The organism is Serratia sp. 2723, from assembly GCF_050434425.1.
Lineage (GTDB): Bacteria > Pseudomonadota > Gammaproteobacteria > Enterobacterales > Enterobacteriaceae > Chania.
The window spans coordinates 1-18,045 of record NZ_JBNDIN010000001.1 but is presented as its reverse complement, the minus strand read 5'-3'; the positions used below and the strand labels follow the sequence as shown (position 1 = coordinate 18,045).

Here is an 18,045-nt window from a genome sequence, read left to right as displayed (position 1 = left end):
GATTATTTAGTCGTCAGGATACACCTGTTTACAGTGAGAAGATATTTTTATACATATACCGGTGAGTGAATGCCAGTGAATGTAAAAATGCCCTCGCTTTTATCTGGCTTACATTTCTGAACAGACAATATCCACTTTGTGCATCATGTCCTTTATAAAAATGCTCTTTCGTCAGATCGATAATAATCTCAATGAACCTGTCCATTTCTTTCTTATTTTTCATCAGCGATTTATAAAAACCCGGCATATCTCCCCTCAGTTTACTTATGTTCTCATTAAATAGCCTTTCTGCCACTGCATTAAACTGCTTTGTTGTTTTTATTTCTAGAATCATAATAACCACCTTATTATTAACGTTTTACATTGAAACTTCACGTGAGGCCGTAATAGCCTGTTCGATCCATTCGTCCACTTCACTCTCAATAAAAGCAATCGCCCTGATACCTGTTTTTATCTGTGCGGGAAAACGACCTGCCTTAATAAGCTCATAGAGCCACGTTTTGCCGAATCCGGTTCTGTTCATTACCTCTGGTAAACGAATAAGCTTTGGGTGTTTTTCTTTATTGGTTTTGATCATATTTATCTCCTGTGTTGTTCGATGAGATAATTGTATGGATTTTTCTTGTGATTTAAGAGGGATGTTCAGAAAAGAGTTTTTTACGCAGATTTTTTGGTGGATAAAAATAGGGTATGTTCAGGTTGAGTGAATGTAGGCGATATCTGCATTGCGCAGCACACCGCCTCCGGGAATGTCAGTCCTCGCCGAGTTCATCAGTGATGAGATCCTGAACCTTCCAGTGTCTTCTGTCGTCGTATCTGTATGTAAAATCGACAAAAGACTGATATTGAGCAAGCTTTGTCAGATACTTGACTGCCAGTGGATGATCTGTTGATTTCACTTTTTCAACATCACGAATACCGTCTTTAAACTCATCAGGGTATAAAAAGCTGGTCAGTTGCGGCATACCAATCCTGACCTCTTCATCCTGCGCCCAGAACAGCAAATCCATGATGGGAATGATGTTGTAATCGAGTATTCTTTTGAGGTTGCTGACCCCAAAGCGAAAATCTCTGGCTGGAGGCTCAGGAGCCTGTAGTTGTTCTTTCCACTCAGGAACCATTACTTTCAGGTGATTGATGATTTCTTCAGATGACGTTTCCGCCAGATTAATTTGAACCAGCATCAGCCCCTCGTTGTTTAACCCGGCTTCCTTTAGATAGTGTGAGACTTCCATATGGGGTAGGGGTTTTCCTTCCGGGTTAACGTATTTATCGAAAGCAGCCACATAACCCGCCACCTCCCATAGCCCTTGGTGTGTGACAGGCTTGATGGCATAGCTGGAAGACAGTCTTTTTTCTGGCCCCCCGAAAACATCACCAAACACGACCTTGCCTTCAATCAGCTCTTCGTAATATTTCTGATGCCTGCGAAGGTTTTCAGGAGACAGCTCAGCCCGGTTTTGTTCCATACGATAGGCGACAATCCTGTTCTCTATCTCTTGGAAAAGCTGTTCCACTGTCAAATTTTGCAGGACGCTGTAATTTTCAATGTTGAACCATTCATTAACAGCGCTGGCTATCTCCGCTTTGGTCATGAGGCATCTATCCTTCTGGCTTTACTTATCGCTTTGATATGTTATGAGTAAACATATCGAATTTGGTGACGGTAATCTATTGAATAGAGCAGGGAAAAGCAGCGGAACAATCAGTCCAGACTTGAAGATTGTTCAGTGAGGTTTAGCAAGGTATGTTGTCATAACCAATTGAATATAATTGACTTTATTTGCGATCACGCATATAAATTGATGGTACATTGGTTGGTATACTTAAGGTAATTATGATTATTTTACATTTATTTCAGATGGTTAATACAAACTACGATTCCGAGTCCGGCACCACTATTTAGAAGAACCCGCCTATGGCGGGTTTTTTGCTTTTGGGTTAAAACTACCCCCCGCTAAACGTTTTCTCTACAAAAAACCCTGACTGATTAAAAACTGCCACCACGGCATTCCAATCATCACGTGAACAACGAACGTGAGTAAGGCAATCACAGTCCCGGTGATCCACCATGATTTGATGTCATTATAGCCAGCAGAAAAAACGATAGGCCCAGCGGCTCCACCATAGTGGGTAATGCACCCGCCATAGGAGTTGGAGAATAATATGGCTAAAGCCAGGATCATCGGCGGTGCCCCAGCCACCATGCCGACAGTGGCAAAAACCGGTACCATCGCGGCGACATAAGCACCGCCGGAAGCAAACAGATAGCGGATAAAAATGCTGATCAACAGCAGTATAATCACCACATAATTGCCTGAACCGCTAAAGGTAAAGTGATGAGAAAACCAATCGGCTAACCAGATGAAAAAACCGGTCTTGGATAGGGTACTGCTCAAACCAATAATCCCGCCATACCAAATCAGCGTGCTCCACCCCCCTTTGTTTTTTTGAATATCATCCCAACTGACCACGCCAGACAGCAAGGCAAGCACCATCACAATAATCGCAACGGTCGCCGCATCAATCCCTAACTCACCGGAGAATATCCAGCCTAGTAATGCCAACAGAAATATAATCATCAACCCTTTTTCCCTCTTCGTCATAGGGCCTAAGGTAGCCAAGCCTTCAGCAGAGAGGGTTTTATTGTCAATACATTTCAACTCTGGGGGTGAGATCTTATAAGTGATGTAGGGAATAACCGCCAGCATAATTACCCCCGGTACCCCTCCTGCCAACGCCCAACCCAGCCAACTTATCTTGATATGAAAGATGTCGGACATCAGGCTCAATGCCAACGCATTGCCGGCAAAGCCCGTTAAGAACATATAACTGGTGGTTTTCGTCACCATATAGATATTGATCATAAGAAAACGCCCGGCCTTACAAGGACTCTTCTCTGGATCGGAGCCTAAAGCCACCGCAATACTATTGATGATAGGAAAAATTATGCCGCCAGCTCGGGCGGTGTTTGACGGCGTCGCCGGGGCAAGGATCAAATCAAGCAATACCGTGACATAGCCAAGCCCCAGCGTGGTACTGCCTATCCGGCCAATCAGTTTATAGGCAATACGCTTTCCAAGCCCTGTAGTGACGAAAGCAGCGCTTAGGGTAAATGCGGCAAAAACCAGCCAGGTGGTCCCTGATGCATAGCCACTTAACGCCGCACTGAATTTTAGTTTGCCGTCACCCAATGTCTCAATCACCACGGCGGATGCGGCAACCGCAGTCAATAAAACCACCGGTTCGGGGTAGGGCTTAATCACCAAGCCGATAATCGCTGCCAAATAAATCCCCAAAAGCTGCCAGGCCATCGGAGAAAGGCCTTCGGGTGCGGGAATAGCAAATACCAGAAGAGGGATTACCAAGATCAACCCCATTTTCCATACTTTGGTTTTTATCATAATCATTCACCTAGATATTATATTAATCGTTTAAATAACTGGCTTTATAATTCACCACCAAACTTGTTCTCAGACAGATTAAAATAATATTTGATAACGTTAACGCGAATGTCCCTCAGGCATTGCCCGATAAAAACCTGAGAGGCACGACCATTTAATCAAGCAAGTCTATCAATGGCTGTACGTTATACCCCCCTGCATAGAACCTAAGAGGCGCACCGCTTCTTCTCGGGTTATCAATGGGGAATCAGCTTTTTGCTGCGCAATCTGGTCAAGAAATTCCGCCTTGATTTTTGCGGCATCATCCACCCCGGAGGGCACGTGGTGAGCTAATAATTTCAGTAAGAAATCCCCTTCGTCCGGTACCGCTGATTGCAGCAATTTAACCAACTGGGCCACTTGTTCGACCGTTAACGGTTTGGGGGGGATGCCTTTTTCGGCGCGCTCAGCGCTATGTTGCTTATAGCCGGCTAACATTGCTTTCTCCTGAAAACCCATTAAATATTCATGTTAAAAATATTTTACTCATTGAATTTATTGATAACTTGCTTAGCAAACTGCCCCACCCGTGTCAGGCCGAAGTCCCAGGGACCAAACCCGGATCCCGCATTGATATGCCCTGCCTCACCGACCTCAACCAGCTCACTACCCCATGCCCGTGCCCAATATTCTGCGTGGGCAAAACGCATTAACGGGTCGTTATGGCTGGCGAATGCCAGGCTCTCCGATCCAAACGACGTCATCGGTAACAGAAATCACTTCAAATTCAATATAATCAATATCATCCATCAAGATAAGAGGGCCTATTGGATTTCCCTGGGCCGGCAATAATAATTCACTGCTTAAAAATGGTGTTATTCATTACTCTTGGCGGGGACAAGCTGGATGTTAGCCACCCCCCCTAAATAATTGGCCACCACAATCCCAACCCCTAGCAAGGCGATAATGAACCCGGTCATCCCAGGCCAGCCGAATGTGGCAAAAACCTGTCCATTGCAATAACCGATTACCGAGCCGCCCATGTAGTAGAAGAACAGGTATAACCCCGTTGCTTGCCCACGAGAATGGGTCGCATTTTTACTCACCCAGCTTAAGCCGATAGAATGACAACCGAAGAAGCACCCGGTAAAAATGACCGCACCAACAATGAATACGGCGGTATTTTGTGTCAACGTCAGCAACATCCCGACAATCATCATTACAAAAAGGCCAGCCAATACCTTCATTCCACCAAACTTCGCTGATAAACACCCTGCCTGTGGTGCGGTGAAGAAACTCAAAGCAAAACTGAATGAAATCAATCCAGCTTGCGCATGTGAAACATTAAATGGCTCTTTAGCCAAGAAGAAAGCAAGATAGTTATACAAAGAGGTAAAAACACCAAAAATAATAAAACTGACTACAAAAATTAACGCCAACTTTTTATTTTTAAAGTGCTGTGCACCTTCTTTCAGAACACGGGTGAAATTAATATTTTTTGATGCTTGGAAATTTTTAGACTCCGGCAAGACAAAATACACCATCAACGAAACCAACATCAAAAGCACGGCAAAGCCGTAGAAGATAATGTCGATGGAGACATAATCAATGAGTTGGCTGGCCAGAACACGTCCTGACATACCGCCTATCGAATTACCAAATACAAAGTATCCGGTGACCACCCCAGCCACGACGGGTGCCACCTCCTCACTGATATAAGCGGTCGCCGCTGCCGCTATACCGCTGAGCGCCAGCCCAATAACACCGCGTAGCATCACCAACAACGCCCAGGATTCAACAAGGGGGCATAGGAGAGTCAGTACGCCCCCGGTAAACAGCGATACTATAATTAACCGTTTCCGTCCAAATCGGTCTGAGAGCGTGCCGGTAAATAGCAAGCCTATCGCCAATAACGCGGTCTCCGCGGAAAGAATAATACTGACATGGCTAACGGCAACGTCATACTCAATGGCTAAACGAGGAAGCAGAGGTTGTATAAAAAATAATGAGGCTAGTTCAGCCAACCCCGAGATAGCCAAGGCCAGGATCACGCGATAATAATTTCTGGCACTAACACCACTGCCTTTTCTTGGCGGATCAGCCGATTTGGACACAGTCATTATGACCTCATATTTATTTTAAGTGTAAGTACAGAGAGATAAGTCACAGTTAAATAAAACATGTCTAATCATTGAAGCAATACAAAATCAATAAGCGCCTTCCGTTTCTAAATCCCCTTCAGCCACACACACATTTCCTACAAACAATTTCCGGGCAGTCCTTATCACTGAGGCGCGGACACTTTCCATTTCACTACCTGTTTTAACCAAAGAGATATCAATTTTTCCGCTGGGGTGCTCAATGATGACGTGTTCGAGAAAGTCACCCGCCGGTTGATCAACGCATTGATTGGCTATACTCCCTGGCATCAGGCAAGCGGTAGCAATGCCTACTGAGCCCGTAATGGCTAATGATTTATGACAATTATGGGGCATAAAATAACGGACTTTTAATGTGCCACCCGCGCTAGCTTCACTTAATAATACCGGTTTAGGTATCACTTTTTTACTGACATCGCCCAACCCCATGGCCAACCCGGCTTTTAATCTGATGTTTTCGAGCATCTGCAGAAAATTTTTATCCGCGTCTAAAGCCTGTGGCGATTCGTCACCGCGTTTACCTAAATCGCGGGCGTTGATTAACACCATGGGCATAGCCATATCAATGCAAGTCACACCGATACCCTCTATAACATCGATGACCTTACCTGTCGGGAGTAATTTACCCGTTTTGCAGCCGGCAGAATTCAAGAAAGTCAGCCCAACCGGTGCCGCACTACCCGGTACACCATCGATTGTGGTATCGCCTTCGTAGGTCACAATTTTATCAGGGGTCTGAATATCAGCATCGATCAGGGTGCCGGTATTGAGATTACGAATTCGTACCCGGGTCACGGGATCGGTAGCAACCACCAGCCCCTTTTCAATAGCAAAAGGCCCAACGGCACACAGCATATTGCCGCAGTTTGGCGTGGTATCCACATGCCGCTCTTTTACCATCACCTGTGCAAACAGATAATCGATATCAGCATCAGCGCTGGTCGATGGGCTCACTATCGCCACCTTACTGGTTTGCGGGCTTCCACCACCGATACCATCGATTTCAAGTTCATGGCCGGCCCCCATCAGGGACAAGAGCATTTCATCTCTTGCTTCCCGCTCCTGAGGTAAATCGCTAGCCAATAATACGGGACCTTTAGAGGTCCCTCCACGCATGAGCACACAAGGGATCTGCAACATAATTAATCATCTCGGCAGTGAACAACTTTTGATGACTCAAGATTCCCATAAGGTGATCAATTACTCTAATGCCGAAAATCGGGAGATTGATTCGATTTTGACATTAATACCGATGCTATCATTGTGGTTAAACAAACCTCTTTCTTCATTTAGGGTGACGCTATGCAGCATGAGCTACAAGGGATCCAAGCTTTTGTAAAAGTTGCAGAATTTTGTTGTTTTACCAAGGCAGCAAAGGTGCTGAACGTCACTCAACCCGCGCTGACGCGCAGAATTAAAAAGCTGGAAGAGAGCCTGGGTACACCACTCTTTGAACGTTCGACTCGCCGGGTCAGTCTGACCGCTGCCGGAACGAGATTTTTACCTAATGCACTGAATTTACTCAATTTATTTGAAGATTCAGTGTTGAATATTAAAGAGATGGCCTCGCACCAGGTTGGGAAAGTCACGTTGTCTTGTCTGCCTACTGCCGCATTCTATTTCCTGCCCACCGTTATTCGTGACTACAATGCCTCTTATCCAAATATTCGTGTGCGGATCCTTGAGCACGGTACAAATAATTGCCTGGAAGCGGTGCTAAATGGCGATGCTGACTTCGGCATTAACATGATCAATGTCACACATCCAAACGTTGAATTTATGCCGTTAGTTAATGAACCCTTTGTGCTGGCTTGTCGACGAGACCATCCTTTGGCTCAAAAGCCATTGGTGATGTGGGAAGAATTGGATGGGTACCCACTTATTGGTGTGAGACGCTCCAGCGGTAATCGCCTTCTCATTGAGAAAGCCCTGGAGAATACCAAGTGGGATCCGAATTGGTTTTACGAAGTTCGCCATCTTTCTACCTCGTTGGGGCTGGTTGAGGCGGGCTTGGGGATTGCTGCACTTCCCAGCCTGGCCATGCCCAAAGATGACCACCCTACCTTGGTGAGTCGCCCCTTGATTGAACCAGTGGTGAGAAGAACGCTCGGTTTGATTCAACGCCGCGAAACCTCACTTAGCCCGGCAGCAGAACGATTCAAGGAGATGCTGTTACAACTGTGGTCAAACGACCGGAATAGCCCTTGGGTCGGGAAATATAACCTGTGACCTTATGTTTGGAACGCATTAGTTCCCTGCCGACGGCGGCAACATGCTTTTGCTCGTTCATCCCAACCGCTTTTCTGAAATGTGAATTGCCTGGCAAAACGGCTGGGGATGAAATGATCGTTGCCAAGCTTGGCCCTCGATGGTTTGAGGGCCAGCTAGTTCCTTTATGCTGGCCGGAAGATGCCGTTGCCAATGTTACGCGCTGCATTGAGGTAAGCCTTAGGCTCCCCCAATTCTGGCAGCAGGAGCATTTCAGATGTCTTAACTGAAGCGCCACAATAATCAAAAATACCGTGCGTTATCTGCGCGTTAAAGGCATCGCTAAAACCATGCCGGTCATAGACGCCTTTGCTTGCCGCCCCCAGGGCAACCAGATGAACCGGTAAATACCCCAGTTTTTTGACCACTGCCCCATCTGCCGTCTCTTCATAAGCCCAACCATTGGAAAACACCCGGTCTACCCACCCCTTAAGCAAGGCAGGCATACTCCACCAGTAGATTGGGAACACCAGAACCAGGGCATCCGCACCATCAATTCGTGCCTGTTCTGCCAGAATATCCGCTGGAACGGTGGCCGTTTTTAAAAATGCGGCGATATCAGCGGCACCGTACACCGGATCGAAACCTTCCTGGGTGAGATCGGCAATTTCAAACGTATTGGCAGGTTCGGCAGCCGTTATCCCTTCGGCAATCGCTGCGGCAACACCATGGGTTAATGACGTATCCAAAGGATGGGAAACAACGATGAGCGCGTGCATTGGGGTGACTCCTATTGTCAGGGCGAGGTATAAGACGTACTCTATATACCAACAGTAAGTTACCATCGGTAAGTTACCTTTAGTATATAACTCTGTCAACGGGTAAATATTGCTATGGTCTCCAAACCACATTCACGAGTTCGGCTATCGAGAGAAGAGCGTTATCAGCAGTTGCTGGCAACCGCATGGGAAATCATTCATGAAGAAGGCACCGAAGCGCTGACGCTCGGCCACCTGGCAGACCGCTCGGGCGTCACCAAACCGGTGGTGTATGACCACTTCACCAACCGTTCGGGCCTGTTTGCCGCGCTGTATCAAGAGTTTGACAGTCGTCAAACCGCACGGATGGATGAAGCTATCCAAAATACCCAACCGGAGCTAGAAGCCTTAGCCTCGGTCATTGCCACTTCCTACATTGAGTGCGTGCTGCTGCAAGGCCGTGAGATGCCTAGCGTCATGGCTGCACTAGCCGGTACTCCCGAGCTTGAGAAAATCAGGAATGATTACGCCGTGGTGTTCATCGAGAAATGCCGCCAGATCTTTACCCCCTTCTGCTGCGATAACCAACTTCAGGATGCCGCGCTATGGGGTATGCTCGGCTCTGCTGAAGGGCTATCCTACGCCACCAGCTGTGGCGCGATTACGGCAGCCCAGGCTAAGGAAGAGTTATTCGGCATCATTATTTCGATGGTGCAACGAAGTGGCGATCGGCCCGATATGGCTATGCCATAATAAACACAGTGTTGCCCCTCATCATGGAAGAGAGTTATGCCGACGATCGTTACCCACGCCGCAGTGCCGTTATGCCTTGGTTTAGGGCTGGGTCAGAAAATCATACCGCCCCGCTTGCTGCTCGCTGGCGTGGTTCTTTCTATGCTGCCGGATGCCGACGTATTAGCGTTTAAATTCGGCGTGGCTTACGGCAATCAGTTTGGCCATCGCGGTTTCACGCATTCACTGCTGTTTGCGTTCCTGATGCCCAGCTTGGCACTGCTGTTCTACCGCTGGTTCAAGGTTAACCCCGTCCAGACCTGGCTGTTCCTGTTTATCTCGCTGTTATCCCACAGCTTGCTGGATTCGGTGACCACCGGAGGCAAAGGCGTCGGCTGGCTGTGGCCATGGAGTGACGAGCGTTTCTTTGCACCCTGGCAGGTGATCCGCGTAGCGCCGTTTAGCCTCGAGAAATACCTGACTCCTGCTGGGCATGCGGTGATCATGTCGGAATTACTGTGGGTTTGGTTGCCAGGTGCCATCTTGATGACCGGCATGATAGCGCTGCGTAAGTTCATGCAGCGCAAGTGAGAGATTGATTAGGTTGGTAAGCGGCTTAACCGACAAAATCAATTCTGGTCAGCATCAGCGTACCTTGTTGCAGAGTAAACTCTACACGCATACCTCCCTCACAGGCTTCTGATAATCCAGGGATCAGCAGGTTGGAACCAGTGCCGATAAATACGGCAAGCGTTCCGTCCTCAAAATCACCCGAACCGACCGAATCGCAGGTGCCTTCAACCAGCACTTTCTTCGCCCCATCATTGTAATAGAACTGCCCGTCCTCCTCTGCTGGGAAGTATTTTCTGGCCTGCTCCAACGGGGTTAATGAATTCACACGGAAATCAGTCACCTGCATTTTAGTGAGGTTGACACCCAGCAGCGGTATTTCCTTCAAACCATCCCTGATTTGCTGCGCATAGTGGTCAAACAGTGCTGGGGTTATGCTTTGTTGATGTTCATCAGGCGTTCCTACCAGGAAGGTATCAGCGACGTTCTCAAGCGGGAAGACAATATGCGCCTTTAAATAGGCCATATCCGCCGTCTTGACCGCCTGTTGGAATAGCTGGAACTGAGTGAGCATCTCAACCTTGATGCCATCATCGATCTCCTGAACGAGTGGCTGCTTCACCGCATCCAACAGCTTTTGTTCGGTGATCGCCGAGGCTGGCCCACTGAAGTTGCACTTCTCCACGGTCTTGCTCTCAACCATCAGCGCCTGCCACTCTGCCTTGGCATCTTTGGCCATAATGGCATCGTAGTAATTCATCCCTTGCCGATCCTGGCTCTCTTCCCCTTCCAGTCGCCCGCAGAAATACGCCATCTTGCCGGTTGTGCACAGGTGAGAAACCACAAATCTGGGTTGGACAATCCCCCCTTGATAACTGCGCCGGACCGCGTCCAGCAACGGCTTACGCTCCGCATCATAAAGGCCGACGTTTTGGCACCCGCTCGCTGCGGGTTCATCTTGAATAGTGCTATGGCATTGGGCCTGCGCCGGTGAGTCGACATAAGAGTCAAAATTGCTCACCGTCGTCCAGAAGCCTTCCGTTGACTGCTGCAATTTTCGATCATAGACCACCGTCTTGCCGTTAATTTTGGCACTACCGCTGCCATCATTGGTTTTAGCGGTGGCACAGAAATAGGCCTGCGAGCCGGAAACGCTCAGCTGTTTAACCACAAACTGGATATCGGTGGGATAACCGATATTGGCACGCATCTGATCCAGAATGACACGCCGTAGCGGATCGTTGGCATCCAGCGTCTGCCCTTGAACATAGGGGGATAACAGCACCAGCAACAGCGCATATCTTTTCATGGGGCAAATCTCATCCTGAGCAGGCCATACAGAGAGCGCCAGTATTGAAGCAATTTAGCCATCATTCAATAAAAAAACCCGCCGACGGCGGGTTTTGAGAGAAAGAGATGGAGCGACTTAAGCCTGATTGGCAGGAGTCACTTTACTGGCCAGGAACTCTTGTTCATAAGCCAGCGACTTTTTACGGTCGAACTGGTGTTCCCATTTGGCAATCACCAAGACCGCCAGCGCATTGCCCACCACGTTCAGAGCCGTACGCGCCATATCGAGGATACGGTCAACGCCGGCGATAAACGCCAAACCTTCCAGCGGAATACCCACGCTGCCCAAGGTCGCCAACAGCACCACAAAGGAGACACCCGGCACACCGGCAATCCCTTTTGAGGTCACCATCAGCGTCAGAACCAGAATGATCTCTTGCCCCAGCGACAGCTCAATACCGTATAGCTGTGCAATAAAGATGGCAGCAATACTCTGATACAACGTAGAACCGTCCAGATTGAAAGAGTAGCCGGTAGGCACCACGAAGCTGGTGATGGATTTTGGCGCGCCGTAAGCCTCCATCTTTTCGATAATGCGCGGCAACACCGTTTCCGAGCTGGCCGTTGAGTAAGCCAGGATCAGCTCTTCTTTCAAGATGCGGATCAACGTCCAGATACGCAGGTTACACAATCGCGCAACGGCCCCCAGAACCACCAAGCCAAAAAAGGCGATGGCGAAGTAAACCAGCACCACCAGCTTGGCCAACGGCAAGAGCGAAGCGAAACCGAAGTTGGCTACCGTTACCGAGATCAAACCAAATACCCCGATCGGGGCGTAACGCATGATCATGTGGGTCACTTTAAACATGCTCTCGGCCACCGCTTTGAACACCTTCAGCAGCGGCTCTTTGGTCTCTTTTGGCAAGGAAGACAACCCCAGCCCAAACAGCACCGAGAAGAAGATGATCGGCAACATGTCGCCTTTGACCATCGACGAGAACACGTTAGAAGGAATTAACGAAAGGATGGTGGCCACCAGGCTATGTGAGCCGCTTTGCACCTGTTCCGTCGTTTTTTCATACTGTGAGATATCGACCGCGGTCAGCGCCGACATGTCAATACCGTGCCCGGGTTGAAAAACATTAGCCAATGTCACACCCACGACGATCGCGATGGTGGTGATCACTTCAAAATAGATAATGGTTTTCAATCCAATGCGGCCCAGCTTTTTGGTATCGCCAATACCGGCAATACCGACGATCAGCGTGGAAATAACAATAGGCACCACGATCATCTTGATCAAACGAATAAAGATATCACCGGCGGGGCTCAATATATTACTGACCATCCACTCACGCGATTCTGTTTGATTATGCAGCACTGCGCCCAGGATAATACCCAATACCAACGCGATAAGGATTTGCCAGGCCAGGCTGATTTTTACATTTTTCATACCCAAAAGTCCTCAAAGACTCCGTACCAACGTGTTAAACCGCACCCTGGTTCCGGAAGGAATACTTAATCATTTATTACAGGCTTATGTTTGTGAACCTCTACGTCAACTGCCCTTGGTGTAACGCAGTATAAATCTGTACCATCTGGAGGCAGGCTTCTGCAAGCCTTGTTTCATCTCGATTTTGTCCTTTTCTCCAGCAAAAAACCAACAAACAAAAAACGAATCGCAACATAATTACTTGTTCTAAAAAACATAATATTAGCTTGGGCAGAACAATAGCCCATTGGATAGGACAATTTTTAATCTAAATAAAAGTGCGTGATTTGTCGTTGTATTTGCATATTTAGTCTCAACTAGTGTTTCAATATTGTTAATAAAAAGTTTTAATAAAGAAAACAAAAGCATCCTATGGACACCACAACAACCCAAGATTAGTCTTGGTAATATTCGTATAGCTAATAAATAACTCTAGAATCATTCACCAAGTCTCTTGTTTTGATTTTCAAAAAACCAACATAATAAAGGCAGAAAAAAATAAGCCTTCGTCAGTTGCAGCCAATAATTACGCTGAGTATTTATAACAGCCATTAATACGGTTTGATTCGCGATAAAATATAACCCGGCATTATTTTCCCCTACGCCATCAAGCCGATATCTGACGCTTAATATTTTTAGTTATCTAAAAACTTTTTTAATGGAAATAGACCCATTACCGTCTTTTTACCGTCAACCAAACAGATACACGACACAATTACGACAGTAACTATTACAAATCAACATCTTCGTTGCGTGATCTGCCGCCCAAAAAAGAAACAAAGCGTCATGGCAAACTATACTTAACCATCAGTTGACATATCATTAACAATTCTAAGGAGAAAAACCATGAGCCAACTGCACAAACACGCCATTCCTTCTGCAATTGCAGATCGTGCCCTGATCAATCCGGAGCAATACCAGCAGTATTATCAACAATCTGTACAAGACCCAGCGGCATTCTGGGGCGAGCACGGCAAGATCCTCGATTGGATCAAGCCCTATACCTCAGTGAAGAACACTTCTTTCGATCCTGGCCATATCAGCATCCGCTGGTTTGAAGACGGTACCCTTAACCTGGCGGCGAACTGTCTGGACCGTCACTTGGCCGAACGCGGCGACCAAACCGCCATCATCTGGGAAGGTGACGATCCTACCCAATCTGCCAAGGTGACCTACAAACAGCTGCACCACGATGTCTGCCAGTTCGCCAACGTGCTGAAAAAGCTCGGGGTGAAAAAAGGTGATGTGGTGGCCATCTATATGCCAATGGTGCCTGAGGCCGCCGTCGCCATGCTGGCCTGTGCCCGCATTGGTGCGGTGCACTCGGTGATCTTTGGGGGCTTTTCCCCAGAAGCCGTTGCTGGCCGTATTATCGATTCCAACTCCAAACTGGTGATCACCGCTGATGAAGGGCTGCGTGCTGGCCGCGCGGTACCGCTGAAAAAGAACGTCGATGATGCGCTGAAGAACCCAGGGGTGAAAAGCGTCAACAACGTGGTGGTCTTCCAACGCACCGGTAAACCGGGCTACTGGCAAGAAGGGCGCGATCTCTGGTGGCATGAGCTGACCGAAGGCGTCTCTGCCGACTGCCCACCGGAAGAGATGAACGCGGAAGATCCGCTGTTTATCCTCTATACCTCCGGCTCAACCGGCAAACCGAAAGGCGTGGTACATACCACCGGGGGCTATCTGGTTTACGCCGCGCTGACCTTCAAATACGTCTTTGATTACCACGATGGCGACGTCTATTGGTGCACCGCCGACGTTGGCTGGGTTACCGGCCATAGCTACCTGTTATATGGCCCATTGGCCTGCGGTGCCATTACGCTGATGTTTGAAGGCGTGCCGAACTACCCAGGCGTAAACCGTCTGTCACAGGTAGTGGATAAGCATCAGGTCAATATCCTGTATACCGCACCAACGGCAATCCGCGCCCTGATGGCCGAAGGCGACAAAGCAATCGAAGGCACCAAACGCGATTCGCTGCGCATTATGGGTTCCGTAGGTGAGCCGATCAACCCAGAGGCTTGGGAGTGGTATTACAACAAGATTGGTAACGCAAAATGCCCAATCGTTGATACCTGGTGGCAGACCGAAACCGGTGGCTTCATGATCACTCCGCTACCAGGCGCTACCGAGCTGAAAGCTGGCTCCGCCACTCGCCCATTCTTTGGGGTGCAACCGGCATTGGTCGACAATATGGGCACCCCGCAGGAAGGCGCCTGCGAAGGCAACCTGGTGATCACCGATTCTTGGCCGGGCCAGGCTCGAACTCTGTACGGTGACCATGACCGCTTCGAGCAAACCTACTTCTCTACCTTTAAAGGCATGTACTTCAGCGGTGACGGCGCACGCCGTGACGAAGATGGCTATTACTGGATCACCGGCCGTGTCGATGACGTGCTGAACGTTTCCGGCCACCGTCTGGGCACCGCCGAAATTGAATCCGCATTGGTATCCCACCCCAAAATTGCCGAGGCCGCGGTGGTGGGTATTCCGCATAACATCAAGGGTCAGGCGATTTATGCCTATATCACCCTGAATCATGGGGAAGAGCCAACGCCAGAACTGTATGCCGAAGTGCGTAACTGGGTGCGTAAGGAAATCGGGCCGATTGCCACGCCTGACATTCTCCATTGGACCGACTCTTTGCCAAAAACGCGATCTGGCAAAATTATGCGGCGTATTCTGCGCAAAATTGCCGCCGGTGATACCAGCAACCTGGGGGATACCTCAACGCTGGCGGATCCGGCTGTAGTCGAAAAGCTGTTGGAAGAAAAACAATCAATGCAAGTTCCATCCTAATCCGCGCCGCTCCTGGCCGTTCGTCTGCCATGCGCAGCTGAACGGCCTGTATACCTGAAAGCTTTCAACTGCAGTAAAGCCCCATCCCAGACATTTGGCTGGGATGGGTCAAGGCGGCCCGCAGAGCGCCAATTTGCCAGCTGGAAGGGTATCGCGTGGCGTACTTGTTCAATACCTATTGGAGAAACTCGGATGAATGAAGATATTTATCAAAGGATTGAAGAAAACCCGCGCTTTCAGGAACTGGTGCAAAAGCGCAGCCGTTTCGCCTGGCTCCTGTCACTGATCACACTCGCGCTGTACGTCGGCTTTATCTTACTGATCGCCTTCGATCCTCAGTGGCTGGGGACTCCACTCGGTGCCGGATTAACCATTACCCGAGGGATCCCGGTTGGCGTGGGATTGATCGTGATTTCTTTCGTGTTAACCGGGATCTATGTTTATCGTGCCAACGGTGAATTCGATCGCCTGAATGCTGAAATCTTGCGTGAGGTGAAACAATGAAGCGCCTACTTTCAGCTGCCGCACTGTTGGCCCTGCCAGGCCTAAGCCATGCCGATGCCATTGGTGGCGCAGTGCAGCGCCAACCGCTGAACATCCAGGCTATCATCATGTTCCTGCTGTTCGTCGGTGCTACCCTTTACATCACCTACTGGGCTTCCAAACGTACCCGTTCTCGCCAGGATTACTACACCGCTGGCGGGCGCATTACCGGGCTGCAAAACGGTTTGGCGATCGCCGGTGACTTTATGTCCGCGGCATCGTTCCTCGGCATCTCCGCGCTGGTCTATACCTCCGGCTATGACGGGCTGATTTATTCCATCGGCTTTCTGATTGGCTGGCCAATCATTTTATTCCTGATTGCCGAGCGGCTGCGCAACCTTGGCCGTTATACCTTCGCCGATGTGGCCTCTTACCGCCTGCAGCAGAAACCGATACGCTCACTTTCGGCCTGTGGCTCACTGGTGGTGGTGGCGTTATACCTGATTGCCCAGATGGTGGGCGCGGGCAAATTGATCCAGCTGCTATTTGGCCTCAATTACCACGTCGCCGTTGTCTTGGTCGGCATATTGATGGTGCTGTATGTCCTGTTCGGTGGCATGCTGGCTACCACCTGGGTGCAAATCATCAAGGCCGTGCTGCTGTTGGCCGGTGCCAGCTTTATGGCGCTGATGGTCATGAAATCCGTCAACTTTGACTTCAATACCCTGTTTGCCGAAGCCGTGAAGGTGCATCCGAAAGGGCTTGCCATCATGAGCCCGGGCGGACTGGTCTCCGACCCTATATCCGCCCTCTCCCTGGGTCTGGCATTGATGTTCGGCACCGCCGGTTTGCCACATATCCTGATGCGTTTCTTCACCGTTAGCGATGCCAAAGAAGCGCGTAAGAGCGTGTTCTATGCCACCGGTTTTATCGGTTACTTCTATATCCTGACCTTTATTATCGGTTTCGGCGCGATCCTGCTGGTCAGTGCCAATCCGGCCTTCAAGGATGCCAGTGGGGCATTGCTGGGCGGCAACAACATGGCGGCGGTGCATTTGGCTAACGCGGTGGGGGGTAACTTCTTCCTTGGCTTTATCTCTGCGGTGGCATTTGCCACGATCCTGGCGGTAGTTGCCGGGCTAACCTTGGCAGGGGCTTCTGCGGTTTCTCACGATCTCTATGCCTGCGTCATCAAGAATGGCAAAGCTACCGAGCGTGATGAGCTGAAAGTTTCCAAAATCACCGTGGTGTTGCTCGGGGTGGTGGCTATCGCGCTGGGGATCCTGTTTGAGAAGCAGAACATCGCCTTTATGGTGGGGCTGGCATTCTCCATTGCGGCCAGCTGTAACTTCCCAATCATCATTCTTTCCATGTACTGGTCACGCCTGACCACGCGCGGGGCAATGATCGGCGGGTGGCTTGGTCTGTTAACCGCAGTGATCCTGATGATCCTGGGCCCGACTATCTGGGTGCAGATCCTCGGCCATGCCAAACCGATTTATCCTTACGAATATCCAGCGCTGTTCTCTATGCTGGTCGCCTTTATCGGCACCTGGTTCTTCTCTGTGACCGACAATTCGTTGGTTGGGCAGCAAGAACGCGTGAAATTCCGTTCCCAGTTTGTACGTTCACAAACCGGGCTGGGGATTTCGCAGGGGAGTGCGCACTAAGGCGTTGATTTGGGCTGAGATTGACTCGGCCCTGCTTTAAAGAGTTAGCCTGCTGGGTCTTCCGGCAGGTTAATTTGGTCTGATCGAGTGATGTTCCCCTCACCCTAACCCTCTCCCACAGGGAGAGGGAACCGATCGAGCTCGCGACTTTCCCTGTGTAATACTTCTTCCTTCTTCTTACTCATCACTGCCGAAGCGTCATGGGCTAATCAATGGTCCCCATTTTCCGAAGCGGCACAGGCTTATCCACGACGCCGGTCTGCTCCCTCTCCCTCACTCGGGTGTTCAGGATGTTCCCGGTCGTTGCATTGGGAGAGGGCTGGGGTGAGGGGCTTTCACTGTCATTTTCTGTTTTTGACCCATAGCAAAAAGCCCCATGCTTTCGCATGAGGCTTTCTACTTATTTGATGCCTGGCAGTGTCCTACTCTCGCATGGGGAGACCCCACACTACCATCGGCGCTACGGCGTTTCACTTCTGAGTTCGGCATGGGGTC

General features: G+C 49.4%; 16 protein-coding genes, 1 rRNA gene and 1 pseudogene. 6 read left to right on the top strand and 12 right to left on the bottom strand.

All coding sequences use genetic code 11. The features are described 5' to 3' along the window. Positions 1-28: 28 nt before the first annotated feature. From ABIE29_RS00090 to ABIE29_RS00055, 8 genes and pseudogenes are all read right to left on the bottom strand, one after another. Positions 29-334: a hypothetical protein gene (locus tag ABIE29_RS00090; RefSeq protein ID WP_429616183.1), complete on the bottom strand. Its 306-nt coding sequence runs from the start codon at positions 332-334 to the stop codon at positions 29-31. Between the two features lie 24 nt (positions 335-358). Next, positions 359-577: a helix-turn-helix transcriptional regulator gene (locus ABIE29_RS00085; RefSeq protein ID WP_429616182.1), complete on the bottom strand. Its 219-nt coding sequence runs from the start codon at positions 575-577 to the stop codon at positions 359-361. 175 nt (positions 578-752) lie between these two features. Then, a complete protein-coding gene (locus ABIE29_RS00080; RefSeq protein WP_429616181.1) occupies positions 753-1,595 on the bottom strand; it encodes a DUF6387 family protein in 843 nt (280 codons plus the stop codon). 375 nt (positions 1,596-1,970) lie between these two features. After that, the gene (locus ABIE29_RS00075) at positions 1,971-3,404 is read right to left on the bottom strand and encodes an anion permease (RefSeq protein ID WP_429616180.1); all 1,434 of its coding nucleotides are present in this window, start codon (positions 3,402-3,404) and stop codon (positions 1,971-1,973) included. Between the two features lie 171 nt (positions 3,405-3,575). After that, positions 3,576-3,881 carry a hypothetical protein gene (locus ABIE29_RS00070; RefSeq protein ID WP_429616179.1) on the bottom strand — a complete coding sequence of 102 codons (306 nt, stop codon included), beginning with the start codon at positions 3,879-3,881 and terminating at the stop codon, positions 3,576-3,578. Between the two features lie 44 nt (positions 3,882-3,925). Then, positions 3,926-4,141 (bottom strand): annotated as a pseudogene (locus ABIE29_RS00065) (RBBP9/YdeN family alpha/beta hydrolase); the annotation flags it as partial. A gap of 117 nt (positions 4,142-4,258) precedes the next feature. After that, positions 4,259-5,503: an MFS transporter gene (locus tag ABIE29_RS00060; RefSeq protein WP_429616178.1), complete on the bottom strand. Its 1,245-nt coding sequence runs from the start codon at positions 5,501-5,503 to the stop codon at positions 4,259-4,261. An 87-nt stretch (positions 5,504-5,590) separates the two neighbouring features. Next, the gene (locus ABIE29_RS00055; RefSeq protein ID WP_429616177.1) at positions 5,591-6,682 is read right to left on the bottom strand and encodes a 4-oxalomesaconate tautomerase; all 1,092 of its coding nucleotides are present in this window, start codon (positions 6,680-6,682) and stop codon (positions 5,591-5,593) included. 162 nt (positions 6,683-6,844) lie between these two features. Between ABIE29_RS00055 and ABIE29_RS00050 the strand changes: the two genes are divergently transcribed. Next, positions 6,845-7,771: a LysR family transcriptional regulator gene (locus tag ABIE29_RS00050; protein ID WP_429616176.1), complete on the top strand. Its 927-nt coding sequence runs from the start codon at positions 6,845-6,847 to the stop codon at positions 7,769-7,771. 164 nt (positions 7,772-7,935) lie between these two features. On the opposite strand, the gene ABIE29_RS00045 is transcribed toward ABIE29_RS00050, so the two are convergent. Then, the gene (locus tag ABIE29_RS00045; protein WP_429616175.1) at positions 7,936-8,529 is read right to left on the bottom strand and encodes an NAD(P)H-dependent oxidoreductase; all 594 of its coding nucleotides are present in this window, start codon (positions 8,527-8,529) and stop codon (positions 7,936-7,938) included. A gap of 114 nt (positions 8,530-8,643) precedes the next feature. Between ABIE29_RS00045 and ABIE29_RS00040 the strand changes: the two genes are divergently transcribed. Together ABIE29_RS00040 and ABIE29_RS00035 are read left to right on the top strand one after the other, a co-directional pair. Beyond that, positions 8,644-9,261, top strand: a complete 618-nt coding sequence (locus tag ABIE29_RS00040) for a TetR/AcrR family transcriptional regulator (protein ID WP_429616174.1) — start codon at positions 8,644-8,646, stop codon at positions 9,259-9,261. Positions 9,262-9,297: 36 nt separating this feature from the next. Beyond that, positions 9,298-9,831 (top strand): metal-dependent hydrolase, encoded by a 534-nt coding sequence (locus ABIE29_RS00035; RefSeq protein ID WP_429616173.1) that lies wholly within the window; start codon positions 9,298-9,300, stop codon positions 9,829-9,831. Positions 9,832-9,856: 25 nt separating this feature from the next. On the opposite strand, the gene ABIE29_RS00030 is transcribed toward ABIE29_RS00035, so the two are convergent. Both ABIE29_RS00030 and gltP read right to left on the bottom strand, forming a co-directional pair. Then, positions 9,857-11,119 carry a hypothetical protein gene (locus ABIE29_RS00030; RefSeq protein WP_429616172.1) on the bottom strand — a complete coding sequence of 421 codons (1,263 nt, stop codon included), beginning with the start codon at positions 11,117-11,119 and terminating at the stop codon, positions 9,857-9,859. Positions 11,120-11,236: 117 nt separating this feature from the next. Further along, positions 11,237-12,553: a glutamate/aspartate:proton symporter GltP gene (gltP, locus tag ABIE29_RS00025; protein WP_261262864.1), complete on the bottom strand. Its 1,317-nt coding sequence runs from the start codon at positions 12,551-12,553 to the stop codon at positions 11,237-11,239. Between the two features lie 885 nt (positions 12,554-13,438). On the opposite strand from gltP, the gene acs reads away from it, so the two are divergent. The 3 genes from acs (at position 13,439) to actP (ending at position 17,550) form a co-directional block, all read left to right on the top strand. Beyond that, entirely contained in the window at positions 13,439-15,397 is a 1,959-nt protein-coding gene (acs, locus tag ABIE29_RS00020) for an acetate--CoA ligase (protein WP_429616171.1), read from the top strand. A 192-nt stretch (positions 15,398-15,589) separates the two neighbouring features. Beyond that, positions 15,590-15,901: a DUF485 domain-containing protein gene (locus tag ABIE29_RS00015; protein ID WP_411753139.1), complete on the top strand. Its 312-nt coding sequence runs from the start codon at positions 15,590-15,592 to the stop codon at positions 15,899-15,901. Then, entirely contained in the window at positions 15,898-17,550 is a 1,653-nt protein-coding gene (gene actP, locus ABIE29_RS00010) for a cation/acetate symporter ActP (protein WP_429616170.1), read from the top strand. The genes ABIE29_RS00015 and actP overlap by 4 nt, the downstream gene beginning before the upstream one ends. Positions 17,551-17,959: 409 nt before the next feature. Here actP and rrf read toward each other — a convergent pair. Next, positions 17,960-18,045, bottom strand: a 5S ribosomal RNA gene (gene rrf / locus ABIE29_RS00005); the annotation flags it as partial.

Excerpts from the sequence above, each read along its gene's own strand:
- actP (WP_429616170.1), top strand. The coding sequence starts at position 15,898 with ATGAAGCGCCTACTTTCAGCTGCCGCACTGTTGGCCCTGCCAGGCCTA.
- ABIE29_RS00050 (WP_429616176.1), top strand. The coding sequence starts at position 6,845 with ATGCAGCATGAGCTACAAGGGATCCAAGCTTTTGTAAAAGTTGCAGAA.
- ABIE29_RS00090 (WP_429616183.1), bottom strand. The coding sequence starts at position 334 with ATGATTCTAGAAATAAAAACAACAAAGCAGTTTAATGCAGTGGCAGAA.
- ABIE29_RS00015 (WP_411753139.1), top strand. The coding sequence starts at position 15,590 with ATGAATGAAGATATTTATCAAAGGATTGAAGAAAACCCGCGCTTTCAG.
- ABIE29_RS00085 (WP_429616182.1), bottom strand. The coding sequence starts at position 577 with ATGATCAAAACCAATAAAGAAAAACACCCAAAGCTTATTCGTTTACCA.
- gltP (WP_261262864.1), bottom strand. The coding sequence starts at position 12,553 with ATGAAAAATGTAAAAATCAGCCTGGCCTGGCAAATCCTTATCGCGTTG.
- ABIE29_RS00070 (WP_429616179.1), bottom strand. The coding sequence starts at position 3,881 with ATGTTAGCCGGCTATAAGCAACATAGCGCTGAGCGCGCCGAAAAAGGC.
- ABIE29_RS00055 (WP_429616177.1), bottom strand. The coding sequence starts at position 6,682 with ATGTTGCAGATCCCTTGTGTGCTCATGCGTGGAGGGACCTCTAAAGGT.
- ABIE29_RS00045 (WP_429616175.1), bottom strand. The coding sequence starts at position 8,529 with ATGCACGCGCTCATCGTTGTTTCCCATCCTTTGGATACGTCATTAACC.
- ABIE29_RS00030 (WP_429616172.1), bottom strand. The coding sequence starts at position 11,119 with ATGAAAAGATATGCGCTGTTGCTGGTGCTGTTATCCCCCTATGTTCAA.
- ABIE29_RS00060 (WP_429616178.1), bottom strand. The coding sequence starts at position 5,503 with ATGACTGTGTCCAAATCGGCTGATCCGCCAAGAAAAGGCAGTGGTGTT.
- ABIE29_RS00075 (WP_429616180.1), bottom strand. The coding sequence starts at position 3,404 with ATGATAAAAACCAAAGTATGGAAAATGGGGTTGATCTTGGTAATCCCT.
- ABIE29_RS00080 (WP_429616181.1), bottom strand. The coding sequence starts at position 1,595 with ATGACCAAAGCGGAGATAGCCAGCGCTGTTAATGAATGGTTCAACATT.
- ABIE29_RS00040 (WP_429616174.1), top strand. The coding sequence starts at position 8,644 with ATGGTCTCCAAACCACATTCACGAGTTCGGCTATCGAGAGAAGAGCGT.
- acs (WP_429616171.1), top strand. The coding sequence starts at position 13,439 with ATGAGCCAACTGCACAAACACGCCATTCCTTCTGCAATTGCAGATCGT.
- ABIE29_RS00035 (WP_429616173.1), top strand. The coding sequence starts at position 9,298 with ATGCCGACGATCGTTACCCACGCCGCAGTGCCGTTATGCCTTGGTTTA.